The organism is Emticicia soli (assembly GCF_037860775.1).
GTDB classification, from domain to species: Bacteria; Bacteroidota; Bacteroidia; order Cytophagales; family Spirosomataceae; genus Emticicia; species Emticicia soli.
Genome location: NZ_JBBEWC010000010.1, coordinates 1 through 24,106 on the forward strand (window position 1 = coordinate 1; position 24,106 = coordinate 24,106).

Annotated in this window: 12 protein-coding genes; 9 read left to right on the forward strand and 3 right to left on the reverse strand. The window is 40.5% G+C overall.

The window, feature by feature from the left end; genetic code table 11:
• Positions 1–136: 136 nt before the first annotated feature.
• The 3 genes from WAE64_RS16680 (at position 137) to WAE64_RS16690 (ending at position 15,142) form a co-directional block, all read left to right on the forward strand.
• A complete protein-coding gene (locus WAE64_RS16680) occupies positions 137–11,233 on the forward strand; it encodes a T9SS type B sorting domain-containing protein (RefSeq protein WP_340238519.1) in 11,097 nt (3,698 codons plus the stop codon).
• Positions 11,234–13,551: 2,318 nt separating this feature from the next.
• Positions 13,552–14,124 (forward strand): OmpA family protein, encoded by a 573-nt coding sequence (locus tag WAE64_RS24790; RefSeq protein WP_422706512.1) that lies wholly within the window; start codon positions 13,552–13,554, stop codon positions 14,122–14,124.
• Positions 14,125–14,227: 103 nt separating this feature from the next.
• On the forward strand, positions 14,228–15,142 hold the full coding sequence (locus WAE64_RS16690) for an RluA family pseudouridine synthase (RefSeq protein ID WP_340238523.1): 915 nt from the start codon (positions 14,228–14,230) through the stop codon (positions 15,140–15,142).
• 4 nt (positions 15,143–15,146) lie between these two features.
• On the opposite strand, the gene WAE64_RS16695 is transcribed toward WAE64_RS16690, so the two are convergent.
• Positions 15,147–15,452 (reverse strand): DUF4286 family protein, encoded by a 306-nt coding sequence (locus tag WAE64_RS16695; RefSeq protein ID WP_340238525.1) that lies wholly within the window; start codon positions 15,450–15,452, stop codon positions 15,147–15,149.
• Positions 15,453–15,593: 141 nt separating this feature from the next.
• Between WAE64_RS16695 and WAE64_RS16700 the strand changes: the two genes are divergently transcribed.
• From WAE64_RS16700 to WAE64_RS16720, 5 genes are read left to right on the forward strand one after another with little or no spacing between them, the layout of a single operon-like run.
• Entirely contained in the window at positions 15,594–18,071 is a 2,478-nt protein-coding gene (locus WAE64_RS16700; RefSeq protein ID WP_340238526.1) for a YfhO family protein, read from the forward strand.
• A 48-nt stretch (positions 18,072–18,119) separates the two neighbouring features.
• Positions 18,120–19,109, forward strand: coding sequence for a glycosyltransferase family 2 protein (locus WAE64_RS16705; protein WP_340238527.1), 990 nt, complete (start codon positions 18,120–18,122; stop codon positions 19,107–19,109).
• 19 nt (positions 19,110–19,128) lie between these two features.
• On the forward strand, positions 19,129–19,701 hold the full coding sequence (locus WAE64_RS16710; protein WP_340238528.1) for a DUF4082 domain-containing protein: 573 nt from the start codon (positions 19,129–19,131) through the stop codon (positions 19,699–19,701).
• 6 nt (positions 19,702–19,707) lie between these two features.
• The gene (locus tag WAE64_RS16715) at positions 19,708–20,421 is read left to right on the forward strand and encodes an FkbM family methyltransferase (protein ID WP_340238530.1); all 714 of its coding nucleotides are present in this window, start codon (positions 19,708–19,710) and stop codon (positions 20,419–20,421) included.
• Positions 20,422–20,450: 29 nt separating this feature from the next.
• Positions 20,451–21,221 (forward strand): hypothetical protein, encoded by a 771-nt coding sequence (locus WAE64_RS16720; RefSeq protein ID WP_340238532.1) that lies wholly within the window; start codon positions 20,451–20,453, stop codon positions 21,219–21,221.
• 68 nt (positions 21,222–21,289) lie between these two features.
• On the opposite strand, the gene WAE64_RS16725 is transcribed toward WAE64_RS16720, so the two are convergent.
• Together WAE64_RS16725 and WAE64_RS16730 are read right to left on the reverse strand one after the other, a co-directional pair.
• A complete protein-coding gene (locus WAE64_RS16725) occupies positions 21,290–22,123 on the reverse strand; it encodes an anti-sigma factor (RefSeq protein ID WP_340238534.1) in 834 nt (277 codons plus the stop codon).
• A gap of 78 nt (positions 22,124–22,201) precedes the next feature.
• The gene (locus WAE64_RS16730; RefSeq protein WP_340238536.1) at positions 22,202–22,780 is read right to left on the reverse strand and encodes an RNA polymerase sigma factor; all 579 of its coding nucleotides are present in this window, start codon (positions 22,778–22,780) and stop codon (positions 22,202–22,204) included.
• A gap of 271 nt (positions 22,781–23,051) precedes the next feature.
• On the opposite strand from WAE64_RS16730, the gene WAE64_RS16735 reads away from it, so the two are divergent.
• A complete protein-coding gene (locus tag WAE64_RS16735; protein WP_340238538.1) occupies positions 23,052–24,098 on the forward strand; it encodes an agmatine deiminase family protein in 1,047 nt (348 codons plus the stop codon).
• Positions 24,099–24,106: the final 8 nt, after the last annotated feature.

The following is a 24,106-nucleotide window of genomic DNA, read 5'->3' on the forward strand; positions in this document are numbered from 1 at the left end:
AGGTACCTATAGTGCTATTTGTAGAACGATTTGTGCAGACAGTCCAGCATCTAATGTAATAGAAATCAAGCCGGGTGATAAACCAGCAGCACCAGTGTTGGATCCATTGACGAGTACTTTGTGTGAGGGGCAGACAGTGACCTTGACAGCGAGTGGCTGTACGGGAGGCACCATTACCTGGAGCAATGGCTCGACGGGCAGTAGCTTGGTAGTAAGTACAACAGGAACTTACAGTGCGTTCTGTATTACTATCTGTGGCACGAGTGATGTATCGAATGTAGTAACTATAAACAAAGGTGATGCACCAGCTAAACCTACATTGACAAGCGACAAACTTACATTGTGTGGAGATGAAAAAGCGGAGTTGACAGTGAGCGGTTGTAACGGTAGTATCAGTTGGGAACCAACAGCTTTAGGAACGAGTACGATAATCAAAGTAGGCGTGGGTAGTTACACAGCAATCTGTACGACAAGTTGTGGAACAAGTAGTGCAACGATAGAGATCAAGGCAGGCGAACAACCAAAAGTTCCAGTGATTGATGCAAGTAAGAAAATCTGTTGTGATGGAGAGAAAGCAACCTTGACAGCAATAGGCTGTAATGGTACATTGAAATGGAGCACTGAAGAAACGACTAGTTCGATAGAAGTATCAACTTCAGGTACCTATAGTGTAAGCTGTACGACAAGTTGTGGAACAGCAGAGAGTACAGAGCCAGTTGTGATTCGCACAGGGGAGAGTCCAAAGACACCATTGATAGAGGCTAATGTAACGAAGATTTGTGGACCAGAGAAAGCGAAGTTGACAGCAAGTAATTGTAACGGAGAAGTAATCTGGAGCAATGGCATGACGGGTACAAGCATCGAAGTGGGAACAGTAGGTACCTATAGTGCTATTTGTAGAACGATTTGTGCAGACAGTCCAGCATCTAATGTAATAGAGATCAAGAAAGGGGACAAGCCAGCAGCACCAGTGTTGGATCCATTGACGAGTACTTTGTGTGAGGATCAGACAGTGACTTTGACAGCGAGTGGCTGTACGGGAGGCACCATTACCTGGAGCAATGGCTCAACGGGCAGTATCTTGGTAGTAAGTACAACAGGAACTTACAGTGCTTTCTGTATTACTATCTGTGGCACAAGTGATGTATCGAATGTAGTAACTATAAATAAAGGTGACGCACCAGCCAAACCTACTTTGACAAGCGACAAACTTACATTGTGTGGAGATGAAAAAGCAGAGTTGACAGTGAGCGGTTGTAATGGTAGTATCAGTTGGGAACCAACAGCTTTAGGAACGAGTACGATAATCAAAGTAGGCGTGGGTAGTTACACAGCAATCTGTACGACAAGTTGTGGAACAAGTAGTGCAACGATAGAGATCAAGGCAGGCGAACAACCAAAAGTTCCAGTGATTGATGCAAGTAAGAAAATCTGTTGTGATGGAGAGAAAGCAACCTTGACAGCAATAGGCTGTAATGGTACATTGAAATGGAGCACTGAAGAAACGACTAGTTCGATAGAAGTATCAACTTCAGGTACCTATAGTGTAAGCTGTACGACAAGTTGTGGAACAGCAGAGAGTACAGAGCCAGTTGTGATTCGCACAGGGGAGAGTCCGAAGACGCCATTGATAGAGGCTAATGTAACGAAGATTTGTGGACCAGAGAAAGCGAAGTTGACAGCAAGTAATTGTAACGGAGAAGTAATCTGGAGCAATGGAATGACGGGTACAAGCATCGAAGTGAGCACAGTAGGGACATACAGTGCGACCTGTAAGACGATTTGTGCAGAGAGTCCAGCCTCGAATGTGATAGAGATCAAGAAAGGGGACAAGCCAGAAGCGCCAGTGTTGAGTCCATTGACAAGTACTTTATGTGAGGGTCAGACAGTGACCTTGACAGCGAGTGGTTGTACAGGCGGAACGATTACGTGGAGCAATGGATCGACAGGCAGTAGCTTGTTAGTAAGTACAACAGGAACTTACAGTGCGACTTGTACAACAGCTTGTGGAGAGAGTGTAGCGTCTAATGTGGCGACTATTACTTCAATTAAAAAACCAGATGCACCAAAAATTGCTACAACAGATAAGCCAGAATTGTGTGGAGATGCAACAGCTACATTAACAGCTAGCAATTGTACAGGGACAATTAAATGGAGTACGCAAGCAACTACAAGCAGTATTACTGTAAGTGTAGCAGGTACTTATACAGCAATCTGTTTCAACGCTTGTGGAGAGAGTGAAGTGTCGAATCCAATAGTTATAACTAAAGGTATTACACCAACTACACCAACTGTATTAGCATTACCTTCAAACATTTGTGAGGGAGCAAGCTCAACATTGACAGCAAGTGGTTGTTTGGGAACAGTTGTATGGAGCAATACAACAACAGGTGCGAGTATTGTAGTTAGTGAAGCTGGTACTTATACTGCAAAATGTGTAACAAGTTGTGGTACAAGTGAAGCTTCAAATGCAGTAACTATTACAGTAACTAAGAAACCAGATGCACCAACAATTGCAACAACAGACAATGAGTTGTGTAACAATGAGACAGCGACCTTAACAGCGACTGGTTGTAACGCAAACATCAAGTGGAGCAACGGTTCAACAGGAAGCAGCATTGTAGTAAGCATAGCAGGCACATACACAGCAACATGTAGTAATACTTGTGGTACAAGTGTAGCGTCGAATGTGATAAGCATCACCAAAGACAAAACGCCAGATGCACCAACAATTGCAACGACAGACAATGAGTTGTGTAACAATGAGACAGCGATCTTAACGGCGACTGGCTGTAATGCAAACATCAAATGGAGCAACGGTTCAACAGGAAGCAGTATCGTAGTAAGCACAGCAGGCACATACAGTGCAACATGTAGTAATACTTGCGGCACAAGTGTAGCATCTAATGTGATAAGCATCACCAAAGATAAAACACCGGATGCACCGACGATTGCCACGACAGACAATGAGTTGTGTAACAATGAGACAGCGATCTTAACGGCGACTGGCTGTAATGCAAACATCAAATGGAGCAACGGTTCAACAGGAAGCAGTATCGTAGTAAGCACAGCAGGCACATACAGTGCAACATGTAGTAATACTTGCGGCACAAGTGTAGCATCTAATGTGATAAGCATCACCAAAGATAAAACACCGGATGCACCGACGATTGCCACGACAGACAATGAGTTGTGTAACAATGAGACAGCGATCTTAACGGCGACTGGCTGTAATGCAAACATCAAATGGAGCAACGGTTCAACAGGAAGCAGCATTGTGGTAAGCACAGCAGGCACATACAGTGCAACATGTAGTAATACTTGCGGTACAAGTGTAGCATCTAATGTGATAAGCATCACCAAAGACAAAACACCGGATGCACCAACGATTGCCACGACAGACACTGAGTTGTGTAACAATGAAACAGCGACCTTAACAGCGACAGGTTGTACTACAACTATCAAATGGAGCAATGGTTCAACGGGCAGCAGCATTGTAGTAAGCACAGCAGGCACATACAGTGCAACATGTAGTAATACTTGTGGCACAAGTGTAGCATCGAATGTGATAAGCATCACCAAAGACAAAACACCGGATGCACCAATAATTGCCACGACAGACAATGAGTTGTGTAACAATGAAACAGCGACCTTAACAGCGACAGGTTGTACTACAACTATCAAATGGAGCAATGGTTCAACGGGCAGCAGCATTGTAGTAAGCACAGCAGGCACATACAGTGCAACATGTAGTAATACTTGTGGCACAAGTGTAGCATCGAATGTGATAAGCATCACCAAAGACAAAACACCGGATGCACCAATAATTGCCACGACAGACAATGAGTTGTGTAACAATGAAACAGCGACCTTAACAGCGACAGGTTGTACTACAACTATCAAGTGGAGCAATGGTTCAACAGGTAGTAGCATCGTAGTAAGCACAGCAGGTACATACAGTGCAACATGTAGTAATACTTGTGGCACAAGTGGTAACTCAAATGCGGTAATCATTAAAACGGGTACAGCACCAGTGGCACCACAAGTATCGGCTAGCAAACCTAGCTTGTGTCCAAATGAGACTTCAACTTTAACAGCCACAGGTTGTGTAGGTAGTCTGAAATGGAGCACCGGAGCAACGACAAGTACAATCACGGTAAGTGTAGCAGGCACATACAGTGCAAGTTGTGAAAACACTTGTGGTAGTGCACAGTCAAACGAAGTAGTGATTAACACTTTGAGCAAGCCAACAGCACCGATTATCAGTACAGACAAACAGAAATTGTGTGGAACAGAGACAGCGACGTTGACAGCAGTAGGTTGTACAGGAACAATAACGTGGAATGTTGGAGGCACAGGCAGCACAAGAGTAGTGAGTAGCCCAGGCACATATACAGCAACTTGTACGAATGCATGTGGGGTGAGTGGGGCATCGAACATTCTGACGATTTTCGACGGAGGTTCACCGACCGCACCACAGGTAGCGACAAACAAAACAGAGTTGTGTGGAACAGAGGTAGCGACCTTAACAGCGACAGGTTGTTCAGGCACAGTGAAATGGAGCAATGGTTCGACGGGCAGCAGCATCACTGTAGGTTCAGCAGGTACATATACAGCAGTATGTACTAACAATTGTGGCACAAGTGGTAACTCAAATGCGGTAATCATTAAAACGGGTACAGCACCAGTGGCACCACAAGTATCGGCTAGCAAACCTAGCTTGTGTCCAAATGAGACTTCAACTTTAACAGCCACAGGTTGTGTAGGTAGTCTGAAATGGAGCACCGGAGCAACGACAAGTACAATCACGGTAAGTGTAGCAGGCACATACAGTGCAAGTTGTGAAAACACTTGTGGTAGTGCACAGTCAAACGAAGTAGTGATTAACACTTTGAGCAAGCCAACAGCACCGATTATCAGTACAGACAAACAGAAATTGTGTGGAACAGAGACAGCGACGTTGACAGCAGTAGGTTGTACAGGAACAATAACGTGGAATGTTGGAGGCACAGGCAGCACAAGAGTAGTGAGTAGCCCAGGCACATATACAGCAACTTGTACGAATGCATGTGGGGTGAGTGGGGCATCGAACATTCTGACGATTTTCGACGGAGGTTCACCGACCGCACCACAGGTAGCGACAAACAAAACAGAGTTGTGTGGAACAGAGGTAGCGACCTTAACAGCGACAGGTTGTTCAGGCACAGTGAAATGGAGCAATGGTTCGACGGGCAGCAGCATCACTGTAGGTTCAGCAGGTACATATACAGCAGTATGTACTAACAATTGTGGCACAAGTGGTAACTCGAATGCGGTGATTATCAAAACGGGTACAGCACCAGCCGCGCCAACAATTGTGAGTGACAAAACAACTGTGTGTAGCAATGAAACTGCAAGATTGACAGCAACTGGTTGTATAGGAACTGTAAGTTGGAGCACTGGTTCGACAGGTAGTTCGATAGTTGTGAGCAATGCGGGTACTTATTCAGCTAAGTGCGTGTCAAGTTGTGGTGAAAGTGTAGCAAGTAATACAATTACAATTACTTCAGCTCCTACACCAACAGTTCCTGTAGTAGCAACCAATACAAATGTGATTTGTGGAACAGAAAAAGCAACATTAACAGCTACCGGATGTAACGGAACTATTAAATGGAGCACAGGCGCTACAACAAGCAGTATTTCGGTAAGTGTGGGCGGAACATATACAGCAATGTGTATAAACGCTTGTAGCGAAAGCGACCCAAGTGCAGGCGTTGTAATCAAAAAGAATACAACACCAACACCTCCGGTTGTAACAAGTAATAAAACTAGTCTTTGTGGTGACGAAACAGCTACGCTAACAGCAACTGGTTGTGGTGGCACTGTGAAATGGAGTAACACAGCAACGGGTAGCAGTATTACAGTAAGTGTAGCGGGTACATTTACGGCAGTTTGTATAAGTAGTTGTGGTACTAGTCTTGCTTCAAATGCAGTGATTATTACTACAGGTGCTACACCATCAGCACCAACAGTTACTGCAAGCAAAACAAGTCTATGTGGTACTGAAACAGCAACATTAACAGCCAATGGTTGTGGTGGTACTGTGAAATGGAGCACTGGTTCAACAAGTAGCAGCATTACAGTAAGCACAGCGGGTACATACACAGCAACTTGTACGAATGCTTGTGGTAATAGTGGTAATTCTACACCACTTGTGATAACAACAGGTGTGAATCCAACTGCTCCTACGATTGCAGCAGATAAATTAAGTCTGTGTGGTAATGAAACAGCAACATTGACAGCAACAGGATGCACAGGTACATTGAAATGGAGCACAAATGCAACAACACCAGGTATCACAGTGAGCACAGCAGGAACATATACAGCAGTTTGTGTAAATGCTTGTGGTACTAGTGCAACTTCAAATGTATTGGTAATAACTAAAGGAGGTACGCCATCGGCACCAACCATAAGCGCAGACAAAATGAGCTTGTGTGGTGTAGAAAAAGCAACCTTGACAGCCAGCGGTTGTGGTGGAACTGTGAAGTGGAGCAACGGCTCAACAGGCAGCAGCATCATGGTAGGTACAGCTGGCACATATACAGCAACTTGTACAACGGCTTGTGGCACAAGTGGTAACTCAAATGCGGTGATAATCACAACAGGAGGAACGCCAAGTGCGCCAATGATAACAAGTGATAAAGCAAGCTTATGTGGTGAAGAGAAAGCCACTTTAACAGCAACTGCTTGTGGCGGCACTGTGAAGTGGAGCAATGGTTCAACAGGCAGCAGCATCACAGTAGGTACGGCTGGCACATATACAGCAATCTGTACAACAGCTTGTGGTACTAGCGGAAACTCAAATGCAGTGGTAATCACAACAGGAGGCATACCAACTCCTCCAACGATAGTAACTGATAAAACGAGTTTGTGTGGTACAGAAACAGCAAAACTTACAGCGTATGGGTGTAGTGGAACTGTAACCTGGAGCAATGGTTCAACAGGCAGCAGCATCACAGTAAACACGGCTGGCACATATACAGCAACTTGTACAACCGTTTGTGGTACTAGCGGTCATTGTAGTGCAATAACAATCACTAAAGATGGAACGCCAAGTGCACCAACAGTAGCAAGTGATAAAACGAGTCTATGTGGAAATGAAACAGCGACACTTACAGCAAATGGTTGTGGTGGCACTATCAAGTGGAGTAATGGTTCAACAGGTAGCAGCATCATAGTAGGTACGGCTGGCACATACACAGCAACGTGTACAACAGCTTGCGGAACTAGTGGAAACTCAAATGCGGTGATAATCACAACAGGAGGAACACCAAGTGCACCAACCATAGCAAGTGATAAAACAAGTATCTGTGGCACAGAAACAGCGACACTTACAGCAAATGGTTGTGGTGGCACTATCAAGTGGAGCAATGGCTCAACAGGCAGTATCATTACAGTAGGTACGGCAGGCACATACACAGCAATCTGTACAACAGCTTGTGGAACAAGTGGAAACTCAAATGCGGTGATAATCACAACAGGAGGAACACCAAGTGCACCAACCATAGCAAGTAATAAAACGAGTCTGTGTGGCAACGAAACAGCGACGCTTACAGCAAATGGTTGTGGTGGAACTATCAAGTGGAGTAACGGTTCAACAGGAACAAGCATCACAGTAGGTACGGCTGGCACATACACAGCAACGTGTACAACGACTTGTGGTACTAGTGGAAACTCAAATGCAGTGATAATCACATCAGGAGGAACGCCAAGTGCACCAACAGTTGCAAGTACCAAACCAAGCATCTGCGGTACAGAAACAGCTATCTTGACAGCAACGGGTTGTGGTGGAACTATCAAGTGGAGCAATGGCTCAACAGGTAGCAGCATCACAGTAGGTACTGCTGGAACATATACAGCAACATGTACAACTGCTTGTGGAACAAGTGGTAATTCAAATGCGGTGATAATCACAACAGGAGGAACGCCAAGTGCACCAACCATAGCAAGTGATAAAACGAGTCTATGTGGCAACGAAACAGCGACACTTACAGCAAATGGTTGTGGTGGCACTATCAAGTGGAGCAACGGTTCAACAGGAACAAGCATCACAGTAGGTACGGCTGGAACATATACAGCCACTTGTACAACAGCTTGTGGCACTAGCGGAAACTCAAATGCGGTGATAATCACAACAGGAGGAACGCCAAGTGCACCAACAGTAGCAAGTAACAAAACAAGCATCTGTGGTACAGAAACGGCAACCTTGACTGCAACGGGCTGTGGTGGAACTGTAAACTGGAGCAACGGCTCAACAGGTAGCAACATCACAGTAGGCACAGCTGGTACATACACAGCAATCTGTGTAACAGCATGTGGAACCAGCGCAGCATCTGAAACAATAACAATTACGCAAGGAAGCATGCCAATAGCGCCAATCATTGCAGCAAATAAAACAAGTATCTGCGCTAATGAGACAGCGATTCTGACAGCAAGCGGTTGTAGCGGAACTATTACCTGGACAGGCGGTAGCACCGGAACAATCCTGACTGTAAGCAATGGCGGAACATACGCAGCAACTTGTATCAATGGTTGTGGCAGCAGCGGCGCTTCAAATAGCATTGTTATCACAACTAAAACAGATTGTGGAACATGTAATACTGTGGCACCGGTTATTGCAACTAACAAAACAAGTATCTGTAAACCAGAAAATGTAAACTTAACAGCTACAGGTTGTAGCACAGGAGTAGTTATCTGGTCGACAGGCCAAACAGGTAGCTCGATAACTGTGAAACCAACAGCCACTACACTTTATACAGCGGTTTGTAAAGAATCTAATGTATGTAGCAGTGCGTTGTCGAATCAGGTACAAGTGAAAGTAAGTTCAGTAATATTACCAAGTCTGGTTTGTCTGAAAGACTTTGTATGTGATGGTGAGTCAGTAACAATTAAAGCAAGTGGTTGTGAAGGTGTGGTTGTCTGGTCGACAGGCGCAACCGGAGAAAGCCTGACTTTAGTTCCTGACAGCACAGTGAAATATACAGCAAAATGTAAAGTGGGCGAATGTGAAAGTGGCGTAACCGAACCAGTAATGATTCCTTACGGCAAACCAAACAAACCATTCATTCACTGCAAAAAACAAATATGTGTAGGCGAAAGCACAACACTATCAGCAACCGGATGTTCTGGTTTGGTAGTTTGGTCGACAGGTGCAACAGGAGCAGTGTTAACAGTAACACCAACGCAAGAATTCACTACTTACTGGGCTAAATGTCAATCATTAGGTGGCAAGTGTGAAAGTGAGCGTTCGAACGAGGTAACGGTAACCGTAGGTAAGTCGGCAACGGCACCAACAGTAATTGCCGAAATCAAGAATGTGTGTCCGTTCAATACAGCAGACTTGAACACAGCAATTCTGACTGAAATCTCGACAGTAGGAGGTCAGTTCGAATTCCATACTACTAACTCGGTAACTTCACCATTGGTAACTAATCCTGGTGCAGTAGGTGCAGGTACATATTATGTGTTCGAGCGCACATCAGCAGGTTGTTACTCGGCAGGTTCAGTAATTAAAGTAAGTATTACAACATGCGACGGTGGTGTAACGCCAGGTACTCCGACAGTAGACTTAGCTATCAGCAAGAAAGCTTCGGCAGATAAAGTTGAAATGAACCAAGAGGTTGAGTATAAAGTATCTGTAAGAAACGTAGGTACATTGAAAGCAACAGGTATCGAAGTAAGAGACATACTTCCTTACAAACTAAGCTTTGTATCGGCCAGCGCTAATGCAACGTATAACAACGGCATTGTGAATCTGAAACTTGATAGCTTATTGGCAGGTGATAGCGTAACATTCACTTACAAAACAAAAGTGGTTGCAGGTGGTAAGATTGTGAACAAAGCTGAATTGTCGAAAGTCAATGAGGTTGATAACACAACTGCCAACAATGTTAGCGAATACACCATCAACAATCCGGCTAATGAAGAGGTTATGTTGGGTATGAGCAAAGTATCAGGCGAGGCAGTACTAATCAGCGAAAAAACTTATACGATTCCGTTTACTATCTATGTAAGAAACATGGGTAATGCAGATGTAACAGGCGTACAAGTAGTTGATGACCTTGAGAAAGCCTTCGGCAATGGTGCGAAGATTCTGAACGATACAGTTTCAATTGTTGCCGATTCAGGTCTGGTTGTGAATCCTAATTACACAGGTCGTGGCCAGCACAAAAATATGTTGATTGATTCGTTGAGCACAATTAAGAAAGGTGCAACTTCGAAACTAAGCTTCAATGTAAGAGTTGATGTAAGCGAAGCTACTTCAGATAAGTTCTACAATAAAGCAGAACTAAGCCTGAATGGCGAGAAGAAAGAAGAATCAACAGATGGTGTGGATCCAGATCCTGATAATGATGGTGACCCAACCAATAACAATGATCCAACGCCAATTGAGGTTATCATTGATCTTAATCCGAATCAGCCGGCTATTGGGGTGTCGCTTGCAATTGTAGATTCTACACGCCTTGGTGAAACAAGTTACTCGGTTACTTACATGGCTTTAGTGAAAAACGTAGGAAACGCTAAACTAACCAACGTACAGGTATCTGACAGCTTGAACAATACTTTTGCCGATAGCGCAAGCTATGTAATGATTGGTACACCAACAACAGGCTTGAATTCTACATTGAAACTGAATCCTAATTTCAATGGTAAAGAAGATGCTAATCTATTGATTGCCGATACAACCAGCCAGTTGACTGTCAGCAAAACAGATTCGATATTCTATACTGTTCAGGTGTTCCATAATGGTCATAGAGGTCCTTACCAAAGTAATGTTTATGCGAAGGCAATCGGCAACGGACAATTGGTAACTGATAAGTCGAATGAAGGATTGGAAGTGAAAGCCAACCAGTCTTCACCAACTGTACTTGAATTACCTGTAGGAGAAGATGTAATGATTCCTGGAGCATTCTCACCAAATGACGACGGAGCCAACGATTACTTCAAGGTGAAAGTACCAACGGGGGCTAAACTTCTATCGGGTAGTATCTATAACCGTTGGGGTCATCTGGTCTTCAAAGATAAAGACAACATTCTGGCAGGTGAAAACTCTAAAGGATGGGACGGAACATCAAATCAGGGTGTAAGATTTGGTAGTGAAGGCTTACCTGACGGTACTTACTTCTATGCAATTGATTACGAAGTTAATGGCAAGAAAGTACATAAAGTAGGTTATATCACGCTTGCAAGATAAACCATAACCCTATAAATAAGTAAACAGTGCCGCCTTTCAAAAAGATTTATTCCGATGAAAGGTGGCATTTGTTTTATGAGCCGACTGTATGTTTTATACTCAACATATTTACCATTAATACTTTGGCAGGTCTTAGATAGCAATAAAACCGAACTATTGAGAAATCTGTAAGAAAACTGCTTATAAAGCACTTATTATCGAATTATATCTGTCTCAATCTGAAAATATGTAGTATATTGAGGGCTAAATCAAGCTAAAAAGTGAATAAAAAGCCACAATTTAAGGCATGATTTTTGCTTTATTTTTCGTTTATTAGAAAGCAGTTATTACAGGCAATGCTATTGAGAAAACTGATAATTTTTATCTTTTTTGCTACTTCTGCTTTTGTCGTTCATGCTCAGGGTTCTACTAAGGCGATCCAGAAAGCGGATGCGCAGTATGAGGCTTTGGCATACGCAAAAGCAATAGAGTTGTATGAAACTGCTTTGAAAAAACCGAAGGGCTTAACCGACGAAGAAACCCTGAAAGCAAAACTGCAATTGGCGCTGTGTTATAGGCAAGTAAAAGATTTTCAGAACGCCGAACGGGTTTTCAGAGAGGTACTGGGTAATAATCCTACACTAAAAGGCGCAGATATAAAAGCTTATCTTCATTTTGCTCAGGTATTAACCAGCAACGGAAAATACGATGAGGCTAATCAATACTGGCAGAAATACAGCGAACTACAAGAACAAGACAAGCGAGGCGAAGAGTTTATCAAGCTTAATAGTAACCGGGGAGCTTTAGAACGCAATGCAGGCAGTTATCAGGTCGAATACATAGGTATCAATTCAAGTAGTGCCGATTTTAGCCCTGTTTATTATAAAAAAGGGCTAGTGTTTGTATCAGGCCGTACCGGAAATGCCAATATCAAAAGGGTCTTTAATTGGGACGCCTCATCTTTTCTTGATTTGTTTTATCTGGAAGACCTGAAAGTTCTTAACACAGAATCAAACGCTTCTGCTATTGGTACAAGTAACTCCTCAACAAGTAAACCTTCACCTGCCTCAAGCAAACTGGGGAATGATTATTACACACCTCCTACTTCGAACGACAGCAAGACCGTAGGCCGAAAAGGTAGTGATTATATAGCAGGTAGCAAAGGTTCAGATTACGAAGAAGAACCCAGTATTCCTACTCAAAAATTCAGCAAAACACTCAATTCTAAGTACCACGAAGGGCCATGTACGTTTTTTCATGATGGTTCAAAGATTGTTTTTACCCGAAATAGCCAGAATACAGGCGGCGGAATTTTCGGACAGAAAAAGAATGCAGGCATTACCCGACTGAAACTCTACATGGCGTATTATGAAGAAAACGAATGGAGAAAAGTTAAAGAACTGCCATTTAACAGCAATGATTATTCGTGTGGGCATCCGACTATCACTATCGACGATAAGATTCTGTACTTTGTTTCTGATATGCCCGGTGGTTATGGTGGTACTGACATCTGGATGACGAGGTATAACAATGGCGAGTGGTCGAAACCAGAGAACCTTGGGGCAAGTGTAAATACCCGTGGAAACGAAATGTTCCCGTTTGTTGATGAGCGTGGCAATCTCTATTTTTCGTCCGACGGTCACCCTGGTTTAGGTGATTTAGATATTTTCTTTATGCCCATGAATACCGCTACGGGTATGCCATCGGCAAAAGCACGGAATCTGGGTGCTCCGCTTAATTCCAACAAAGATGATTTCGGGATTATTACAGATAGCGAACGCAGAGCAGGTTTTTTAAGCAGTAACCGTAAAAGAGGTGGCAACGACGATGATATTTATAAGTTTACACGTTTAGGTACTGTTTATGGTTGCAGAGAAGTAGTGGTGAATATTTTTGATGAAGAAAGCAAGAAACCTTTTGACCGCATAAGGTTTGAATACCAAACCAAAGGCGATGCTAACTCTAAAGAAAGTGCCATTACTAACAATCTGGGCACTATTAAGTTATGTCTGGAGGCCGATAATGACTTTAGTTTTATTGTCAAACAAAATGGTTATCAGCCATTAACAGTAAATTATTCAAACAAAGATGCCTCTGATTATGAAGCAGCTAAATTTGATATTTATCTGAAACGTGAGGTTGTACTTGTTGATAATAGCAAGAATAAACCTAAAGAAAATAATTCGCTTAATGCATCAAACGAAATTGTACTTTCAAAGGGAGGCAAGAATAATGTGTCTACTATTTTCAGAGGGGTTGTAACTGCCGGGCGAGATAGTACGCCAATTGCAGGTGTATTAATCAGGTTTATTAATAAATGTACAGACCAGGTACAAGAGATGCTAACCGGAGCCGACGGCTCGTATGAGTTTAAGCGTGATTTGAATTGTGATTATATACTCGAAGCCATCAAAGATAACTTTGGCAGTACTTCTGAACTAGTGGAGAGAATAGCCGAGAAAAGAAGCATCGGAAACATATTCAAGAAGAAAACCACCAAAGCCAACGTAGGCTCATTGTTCGATACAAAACTTTACAAAGTTGGCGATGTTGTACAATTAGATAATATCTATTACGATTCGGATAGTTATAAAATAAGGGGTGAAGCTGCAAGAGAACTAGAGAAACTGGTACAAACAATGCAGAAAAACCCTAATATGATTATTGAAATACGCTCGCATACCGATACCAGAGGTAATGCACAGGATAATCTGACACTTTCTCAATTAAGAGCTAATGAGGTAGTAAGCTTTCTGGCAAGAAATGGCGTTGCCAAGGCTCGTATGAAAGGGGTAGGCATGGGTGAGAAAGAACCTGTAAATGGCTGTGGCGATGGTGTGCAATGTACCGAAGCCGAACATCAGAGAAACCGCCGTACCGAATTTAAGATTCTTTCGATTGAGCGTAAATAAGATAATAGCAGGGAAAAATCATAGATAAGTGCATATAACGGTCTAATGTCGTTACCTTTGTGCTGTTCTATAAAGAATAAGGCATTTAGGATAATATTTAGATATGAGGAATTTCAATAGAGAAAGTCTTGCACAAAAGAGCAGCAATAAACCGGCAGATACAAAATTCAATGTAACAGAAGAGACTGAACTACTGGTGTTTTTACTTAAAAAAATCAATAAAAGCCGTAACGATGTAAAGGTTTTATTACGAGATAAACACATTTTTGTAGAAGGGCGTGCTGTTACACAGTTTAATCATATACTCAAACCCGGCCAAGTAGTAGAGGTAAAATGGAAAAAAGGCCCTGAGGAACAAAAGCAAAGAGGATTATCGATTGTTTTTGAAGACCAATATTTGATTGTTATTGAAAAACAAGAGGGAGTTTTATCAATTGCTACCGAAAAGCAGAAAGATAATAACGCTTACAGTACTTTAAGTAATTATGTAAAAAAGCAGAGCCTCGGCAACCGGATTTTTATAGTACACAGACTTGACCGTGAGACCTCCGGCCTGATGATATTTGCCAAAAGTGAAAGAATTCAGAAGCTTTTGCAGGAATCATGGAATGATACGATTGAAGAACGTACCTACCTGGCCGTAACCGAAGGCGCTGTTGAAAAAGAAGAAGGTACGATTGTTTCATACTTGGTCGAAAGCAAAGCTCTGATTGTTTACTCAACACAAAACCCTGATTCTGGGCAAAAGGCTGTTACTCATTATGAGGTTCTCAGAAGAAGCAGCAAGTATTCGTTGGTAAAGTTTAATCTGGAAACTGGCCGAAAAAATCAGATTCGGGTGCATGCCAAAGACATAAAACACCCCATTGTAGGCGATGCAAAGTATGGCGCTACAAGTAACCCCATTAATCGTTTGGGTTTGCATGCTTGGGTACTTTCGTTTAAGCACCCAATTACAGGCGAAAACCTACGTTTTGAAACAGAAGTACCGGCTAAGTTTATGAGATTATTTGACTGATTACTTATTCAATCTCCTCTAAAAGTGTACTAAACTGAACGAATTTACCTCTGAAGAGCATATTGTGTCTATCAAGGATTTGTTCTTTATGGTTAAGTTCAAAACTCAGAAAATCTTCCATTTTTTTGAAATGAAACTGGAAAGAGTAGGTGCTTCCTGCATTTTCAATCTCGGTAAGTAGTTTTAAAATGGTAGATTTATAAGGCAATTTGGTTTGCATTACGGCAGGTACAAAATTGGCTTTCATCCATTTTAGCCATTGTTGCTGAATATGGGTTTCGATATTGAAAGTGATATTAAAAAGAAGCATTGCTTATGAATTTAAGATAAAAGATTTGCAAATTTCGGAAAGAAATTTGGTCTTATTCTTACCGAGTTTAATTTTTCTTTGCGTTCTTTGTAGTTAAAACTACCATTGACAGATTTTATTTCCATCATATTCTTTTAAAAAATGTTTAAAAAGTTCATCCCTACCATTCTTGCAATTGTTGGCTTTGTTGTGATTAGTTTCTTATATGCTTCTCCACTTTTACAAGGAAAACGACTCGGATTGCACGATATTCAGATGGCATCGGCTGCTGCAAAAGAATTAAACGATTTTCATAAACAAACAGGTGATTGGGGCTGGTGGACAAACTCTATGTTTGGCGGTATGCCCAGTTATATGATTGTTGGCGGTTATCCTAATAGCTGGTCGAGCTGGTTAGCTGCTACTTTTATGAATATCTTTCCTGTTCCGGCCAACGTTCTGGTAGCCTTGATGTTAGGCTTCTATGTTTTAATGAGGGTTTTGAACGTAAACAGATGGCTTAGCTTTTTTGGCTCGGTTGCGTATGCTTTTGGCACAAGTGCCTTTCTGTTTCTGGAAGCAGGGCATATCTCAAAAATTATCGCTTTGGCGTTTGCCCCGGGTGTATTAGCTGGGTTTATAGCTGTTTTCAGAGGTAGGTATTGGCTTGGGGCTGCCATCACAACCTTGTTTATGGGGTTTGAAATTTACGCCAATCACCCTCAGATAACCTATTATCTATTCTTTCTTTTAGGGTTTTACGTTGTTTTTGAAAGCTATTTGCATGTTAAGAAAGGTAATTTTTCGGGCTTGCTAAAGGCTTTTGGTATTATTCTGGTTTGTACGCTTATTGGTGTTGGTACTCGTGGTATGTATTTGTGGAACACCCTGGTTTATACCAAAGAAACCACCCGTGGCAAATCTGAATTGACTTTAGGAAACATTAACCGCTCATCAGACGGCTTAGATAAAGACTATGCATTCGGGAAAAACTATGCATTCAGTCAACTGGAAACACTTACTTTTCTGGCACCTAACTTTGTGGGTGGGTCTTCAAATGGTAATTTGGGGGCTAGCTCAGAAACCTACAAAATGATGGTAGGCAAGGGCATAGACGAAAGTACTGCCCTTAATTTTAGTTCTAACCTACCATTGTATTTTGGTCCGCAGGGTTATACCTCAGGGGCATTTTACTCAGGTATTCTGGTCTTGTTTTTCTTCCTGTTATCTTTGTTTATTGTCAAAGATGGCTTCAAATATGTGTTACTGGCTACATCGGTTATTTATCTGTTTATAGCCTGGGGTAGTTATTTTAGTGGGTTTAACTACTTTATGTTCGACTACTTCCCGTATTTCAATAAGTTCAGAGATAGTAAGATGATTCTTACACTTCTGCACTTGTGTCTGGTAATAGGTGCAATGCTTGGTATCAAACAAATTGTAGATAATAATCTTACTTTTAAAGATTTAAAGAAACCTTTAATATATACTTTGGGTGGTTTGTTAGGCATCATAATCATAGGCTATTTTATGCTTGACTTCCGCTCGCCAAACGATGAGGGTTTCGTAAAGAGTATAGCAGATGCAAACGGTCAAGAGTTTGCCAACTCGTTGTTGGCTTCTATTATAGCTGACAGACAATCGGCAGTAATGGGCGATATTCTTCGTTCGCTCTTCTTATTGGCAGCAGCAGCCGGATTAATATGGGCTTACTCAACTCAGAAGCTAAAAGCCAATGTATTTGTAATTATAATAGGTACACTTACGGTTTTAGATTTGATTCTTGTTGATAAACGTTATGTGAACAATGCTGATTTTCAGCCAAAATCGTCTATTATCAGCCAATCATATACGCCTTCACCTGCTGACGAACAGATTTTGTTAGACAAAGACCCGAATTTCAGAGTAATTGATTTGGCCACAAACCAGAGTTTCTGGTCTGATGCTCGTATCTCTTATTTCCATAAATCAATAGGGGGGTATCATGGGGCTAAATTAAAACGTATGCAGGAGTTGTACGAAAATGCCATGATAAAAGATGGTAGACTGAACATGCCGATTCTGAATATGCTTAACACCAAGTATTTTATTACACCGGGGCAAGATGGCCAGCCAATGGCACAACGCAACCCTGAGGCTTTAGGAAATGCATGGTTTGTAAACGAAATAAAAGTGGTGAAAAATGCAGACGAAGAATTGAAATCGGTTAATAATTTTAACCCTCACACAGTAGCATTTGTAGACCAGAGATATAACAATTATCTGAACGGAAAATCATTGAAACAAGATACTACTGCTAGTATTAAACTGACCGAATATAAACCTAATGCCTTAACGTATGAGTCAAACTCGGCATCGAATCAGGTAGCGGTATTTTCGGAAGTATATTACAGAGGCAACGAAGACTGGAAGTCTTATGTAGACGGCCAAGAAACCCCTCATTTCAGAGCAGACTATGTATTGCGTGCTATGGTAATTCCGGCAGGTAAACATAAGATAGAGTTCAAATTCCAACCGAAATCGGTAGTAGTGGGTACCAAAATTGACCTTGTTTCATCAATCTTATTTGTTTTGTTGATTGTCGGAGGCTTAGTGATGGAGTATAGAAAAAAAGAAACCGATACAACAAAAAAAGCCTGATTGGTGCTGATAGAGTATAAAAAGAAAGTTTGATTTAATAGAATTTATATGCCTGCTGTTTCAGTTTTGATGCCTGTATTTAATGCAGAAAGGTATGTTAAAGAGGCGATTGATAGCATTCTGAATCAGACATTTAAAGATTTTGAGTTAATTGTTCTGAACGATGCATCAACTGACTCAAGTAAGGAGGTCGTCTTGTCTGTGCAGGATTCACGCATCCGATATATAGAAAACGAACAGAACAAGGGTTTGTCTTTTTCGAGAAATCGTTTGTTGAGTGAAGCAAAAGGCGTGTACATAGCATGGCTCGATGCCGATGATATTGCGTACCCTACAAGGCTGGAAGAAGAATATCAGTTTCTGGAAGAACATACAGAACACGCAATGGTAGCCAGTTGGGCTAGATTGATAGATGCAGAAGATAAACCAACAGGTGATTTTATTAAATCGTATATACCAAACGAATATCTGTCGGCTCTGCTATTGTTTGTGAACTATTTTGTGCAGTCGAGCGTGATGTTACGGAGAAGTTTTTTACCTGATGTGCACTATCGGCCGGAGTTTCCACCAACCGAAGATTACGAACTTTGGGTGCGTATTGCCGCCAAATATCCGGTGTCTATTCTACCTAAAACATTGGTAGATTACCGGATTCATACAAGTAATATAAGCTCAGTGCAACAGCAACGCTCAGAGATTGCAGTAAAACTCAATCATAAGATACAATTAGAGAGTTTAGGTATATTGCCAAGTGACGAAGAAGTAAACCTACACTATACAATTGCATTCAGAAAACCAGAGAATTTAGCATTTCTGGAAAAAGCTGCTGATTGGTTACAGCGCATTGAAACCCAAAACAAAATCAATAAAAGATTTGATACCAAAGCACTGCGCTATATTCTTATGCATCGTTGGATAAAAGTATGCACAAGCAATAAATCGCTAGGGTTAGGCGCGCTGAAAATATATTTTAAAAGTAAACTCGTAGAAGTGAGTTTGAGGAATTTGTTTTTGATGATGCAATATATTATAAAATAATAACCTCTCTTAAATTGAAATGAAAAGAATAATTGCCGTGACTTTAATTGCCTATTCAAGTTTTTTATTGAGTTGCAAAAATACTCCAGTACCTATAGAAGAGGGATTTACAAGTATTTTAGCGGATAGTACTATGAACATACAAGTAACAGCTACTAATAACCAAACATACTATGAGTTTGGATTCAAATTTCAGGTATTGAAAGATGGTAAAATTGCCAAGCTTGGTACAAAATTACCTAATGCAGGCAGCTATAGAGTAAGTATCTGGGATGCAAAATCAAAAACGGTATTATTAGAAAAAGTAGTTAATCAGACACAAGCTAATAAGCAACATTGGGTAAATATTTCGCTTCTACCAATTATAAAAGATAAAGAATACCTCATTTCTGTATTAGCAAATAATTGGAATGATGCGTTTCAGAAAACAGGAAAAGCGATTGAATATCCGATTGAAAAAGGGAACATTAAACTGTTGCGGTTTGCTTACACAAGCCAGCCATCATCATCATCTCCTCCGAAATTTCCAAATATGACAGATAATTATTATTCAATATCTGGATTTGTAGATTTTGGATTTATTTCCAATTAAAATTATATGTACACTACTGTCTTTAAATTATTACCACTCTTTGATGCTATCAGGCTAAATATTTTAATATTTGTTAGAAGATACATATTCAAATTTGGTAAAATAAACTTTTCGCAAACAGGAGAAGAAATAGTTATTCAATGGATATTAAAAGATATTAAACAAGGGTTTTACTTAGATGTTGGTTGCCATCATCCATACAAAATTTCTAATACTTTTCAATTATATCTAAATGGATGGCATGGCATTGCTATTGATGCTAATCCAACATTGATTGAAAAGTGGAAAAGAAAACGTAAAAATGATATTCCACTCGTAGCGGCTATTTCTGATGAAGAGAAAGAGGTTACTTTTTATGAATTTAAAGAAAGTGAGGTAAATACCATGGACGAAGGGATGGTACAGGAGTGGAAACAAAAGTTTAATTATAGAAGCGAAAGAAAGCTAACCACTCAAACACTGACTTCGATTCTGGATAAATATTTACCTGAAAACCAAAAGATAGATTTATTAACGGTAGATGTTGAAGGCAATGATTTTAATGTAATAAAATCTATTGACTTGAATAAGTATAGGCCAAAGTTGATAGTAGTTGAAATTCATGGATTTGATTTGTCGAATATTGAGGAGAATGAAATTTATCAATATCTGATTACTCAGAAATATACTTTGGTAAGTTTTGCTACAATGAATGGCTATTTTCTGGATACCACAAGATAGAACTGCAAATTTTTAACAACTTATTCTATATGAAAAACAAAGTTTACGTATTAGTTTTTACTGCTGCTTGGCTTTTAACACAAAATGCAATTGCTCAGACTTTAAAAGATGAATTAACTCCTGTTATTAAGGACTCTCTTAAGCTTACAAACATAGCTTTTAGCGTTTCTGAGGGGTCTTACACAATCGCTCCTTTGAGTTCGGGAAAACCACATTTTGTAGGAGGCAAACTTAGTTTGGGAACTTCAAGTGTTTCAAAGAAAATCTATGTATTAGATGATACAAGAAACTATGACCCAGAAGGCAATGCGAATGTCTTCTCAATTTTTCAAAACTTAAATCCAGGTGGATATGCTACACAAGAATATATATCTGGTTATAGTGGTGGTAAGTTAGAGATTGGATTTGCAAGCTCTGAATATGGTACCGGATACCTGAATAGTGTATATGCTAACAGAGGTACAATTATTTCAAGAAATTCATCTGGTTTAATTTTACGTTCAACACCGGGCTATGGTACATACGATGGTATTACCTTTCAAACGGGTTATGCAGGTTATGATGGAATAACTCCTGAACGAATGCGTATCGACGCCTATGGCAACGTCGGAATCGGAACAACTTATCCCGTATCAAAATTGCACTTGAGCAATGGTAACGTTCAGTTAGATAATGGAGATATATTTGTGAGAGATTTTAACAGAGGTATTATTCTGAAATCTCCAGGTAGTAATTGTTGGAGAATTACAATTAGTGATTGGGGCGATTTTGTAAAAACATATGTGCCTTGCCCTAACTGATTTCGAGGGGGATAATAAACGACAAAAGCCAGACTTAAATCTGGCTTTTGTCGTTTATTGATCGTATTTTATATGCCTAATACAAAAATATCTGATGTGGGTGTTGCACTTCCGCCTTTCTTTTCAAGCGTTACGGCAAAAGCTTTTGGCATAGGTACTTTCTTTAATTCCTGCGTGTTATTGATAATGTCAAATACACCTGCATCTAGCGGTTTATCATCAACAATTGCCCATAATTGGTATTGCATGCCAACAGGAGGCGCAGGTAAGTTCGGACGAACCAGATATACTTTGTTCGTTGACATATCAAGTGCAAGCATAACCGTTGAGTTTGGCGAAACCTTTTGGCCCATTAATTTAAATGTTTTTACGCCGGGACTCATCAAAAGGTTTACTTCATTAGGCTTCATCATGCCCTCGTTACTCTTGGCCTCTTTTTGTAATTGTATATTCTGGTTGATGGCTTGTGTTAAATTCTCTTTACTCTCATTCCAGCGTGTCAGAACATAAACATTTGCCAGTACACTGCCTAACAGGGCTAAAGAAGCTGCAATTCGAAGATAACTACTGAAAAAACCACTTGGTTTCGCACGCATGTGAGCTATCTGCTCTTCATTTTCGAAACCATTAAAGTCTATAACTTTTGTATCTTTTATTAGAGTACCAGTACTTAAAGCATCAGCAACAATTGTATTCCAGATTTGGTCTTTTAAGTGCACCGGAGGTTCTGATGCATTCTCAAAGGCATAGCTTTCCAGAGAGTCTTCGATAGCCCGAAGCTCCTCCTTTATTTCGGGGTATTTTACCGCCATTTGCTCTACTTCAGCTATCTCTTCTGAGGTAGCTGAGCCAAGCACGTAGCTTTCTAAAATCCCTGACGCTATGTATGCATTAATATTCATTTTTATTTTTAGCTTGATTGCATTTTAATGTGTTAAGATAAAAATCAAGCATATTTTAATTTGATTGCTGATAGCATTTTAAAAAAAGTTCATTAATAAAAGTACCAAAGCTTGCAGCAAGCCCCTTAAGGTATTTACTGCTGATTTAATTCTTGTTTTAACAGTACCCAGCGGAATACCGTATTCTTCAGAAACTTCAGCTTGAGTATAGCCTTTATAATATATTAAATCTATTAATTGCTTATATTCCGGCTTTAGTTTATCTACTATTTTTTGCAGACCTATACCATCAACATCTTGTGCTGTCTGGTATTCGTCATCAATCTGATGCAAAACTTTATCTTCTATTGATACATTATAATTGCTATCTCTGAAATCGGCAGAACGAACCTTATCGATTGCCAGATTACGGGCAATATTCATCATCCAGGTAAAAATGCTTCCTTTTGATGAATCATAATTGTCGATGTTCTTCCAGATTTTAAGAAATGTATCTTGAAGTAAATCATTCGCATCGTCATTCGACTGTATAACCTTATTTAGTACTCCATATAGGGCACTTGAATAATTATTATACAGAATATTAAAGCCTCGCTGATCTTTGTCTTTCAACAAAGCCACCAATTCTTCTTCTGATATGCTGATACGACGTGCCAAACGATTCTCTTTTTCGGGCTTAATTAGTAAATTTTCTCAAAGATGTTGTTTATCTCACATCTTTCCAAAAAAACTTAAAAAAAACTACACATTTTAGCATGATTTTTTTTTCTTTAACTAAGCCCAAAGTTTTCTTCGTTTTTGCACTTCTAATTCTATTTACGGAATATCATAAGTTTTGGATTTATTTTATTAAATAATAGCCGTAACTTTGCATTTCTTTAGATTTTTCTAATACTAATTCATAACTGAAAACCAAAATAGATAAGTAGTGGCTAACACACCCAAACAACAAGGCTTTTTCTTCCCTGCTGAATGGCACCCACACCGGGCGACATGGTTAAGCTTTCCGCAGAGTTCTGATTCGTGGGATTATGGTGACAGATTAGAGCGGATATACCCATCTTATATGGCATTTATCAAAGCTATTGCCGAAAGTGAGAAGGTTTGCATTAATGCAACAGACGAGCAACAAAAAGCTTTGATTATTAAACTTCTTGAAAAATACGATATAGATCAAAGTGAGATAGAAATTCCGATACATGCCACAAACGACTCTTGGTGCCGCGACCACGGCCCGGCTTTCTTGATAAACCCAGAAACCAAAGAGCGAATGATTGTGGAGTGGGGCTATAATGCCTGGGGTGGTAAGTATCCACCATTTGACGACGACGACCAAATACCCGTAAAAATAGCCAACTACCTTGGTTTACCTTATGTAGTGCCGGGTATTATTATGGAAGGAGGCTCGGTAGAATTTAACGGAAAAGGTACAGTACTTACGAGCAAATCTTGCTTGTTGAACCCTAACCGAAACCCGCACCTGAATCAATCTGAGATTGAGCAATACCTGCACGATTATTATGGTGTAGACCAGGTTCTGTGGGTAACCGATGGAATTGTAGGAGATGATACCGACGGGCACATTGATGACACAACTCGGTTTGTGAATGAAGATACTGTTTTAACAGTAATAGAACATGATAAAACCGATGATAATTACCATCCGTTGAAGCAAAATCTTGATGATTTATCAAAAATGCGTTTGTTGAATGGCAAGCAATTAAATATAAAAGAATTGCCGATGCCTAAGGCCGTTTATGATAGTGGTATTCGTTTGCCTGCATCTTATGCCAATTTCCTGATTACAAACGGAGACGTGATAGTACCAACATATCGTTGTGATAAAGATGATGTAGCCTTAGATATTATACAAGGTTGTTTCCCCGACAGAAAAATTGTAGGTATTGATGCCACCGAAATTATCTGGGGGCTTGGTAGTTTCCATTGTTTGTCTCAACAAGAACCCATTATATAGATTGCTTA

What these genes read in the sequence shown, in the direction of transcription:
- WAE64_RS16705 (WP_340238527.1), top strand. Translation starts at nt 18,120, where the DNA reads ATGCCTGCTGTTTCAGTTTTGATGCCTGTATTTAATGCAGAAAGGTAT.
- WAE64_RS16715 (WP_340238530.1), top strand. Translation starts at nt 19,708, where the DNA reads ATGTACACTACTGTCTTTAAATTATTACCACTCTTTGATGCTATCAGG.
- WAE64_RS16695 (WP_340238525.1), bottom strand. Translation starts at nt 15,452, where the DNA reads ATGCTTCTTTTTAATATCACTTTCAATATCGAAACCCATATTCAGCAA.
- WAE64_RS16720 (WP_340238532.1), top strand. Translation starts at nt 20,451, where the DNA reads ATGAAAAACAAAGTTTACGTATTAGTTTTTACTGCTGCTTGGCTTTTA.
- WAE64_RS24790 (WP_422706512.1), top strand. Translation starts at nt 13,552, where the DNA reads ATGCTAACCGGAGCCGACGGCTCGTATGAGTTTAAGCGTGATTTGAAT.
- WAE64_RS16725 (WP_340238534.1), bottom strand. Translation starts at nt 22,123, where the DNA reads ATGAATATTAATGCATACATAGCGTCAGGGATTTTAGAAAGCTACGTG.
- WAE64_RS16710 (WP_340238528.1), top strand. Translation starts at nt 19,129, where the DNA reads ATGAAAAGAATAATTGCCGTGACTTTAATTGCCTATTCAAGTTTTTTA.
- WAE64_RS16700 (WP_340238526.1), top strand. Translation starts at nt 15,594, where the DNA reads ATGTTTAAAAAGTTCATCCCTACCATTCTTGCAATTGTTGGCTTTGTT.
- WAE64_RS16690 (WP_340238523.1), top strand. Translation starts at nt 14,228, where the DNA reads ATGAGGAATTTCAATAGAGAAAGTCTTGCACAAAAGAGCAGCAATAAA.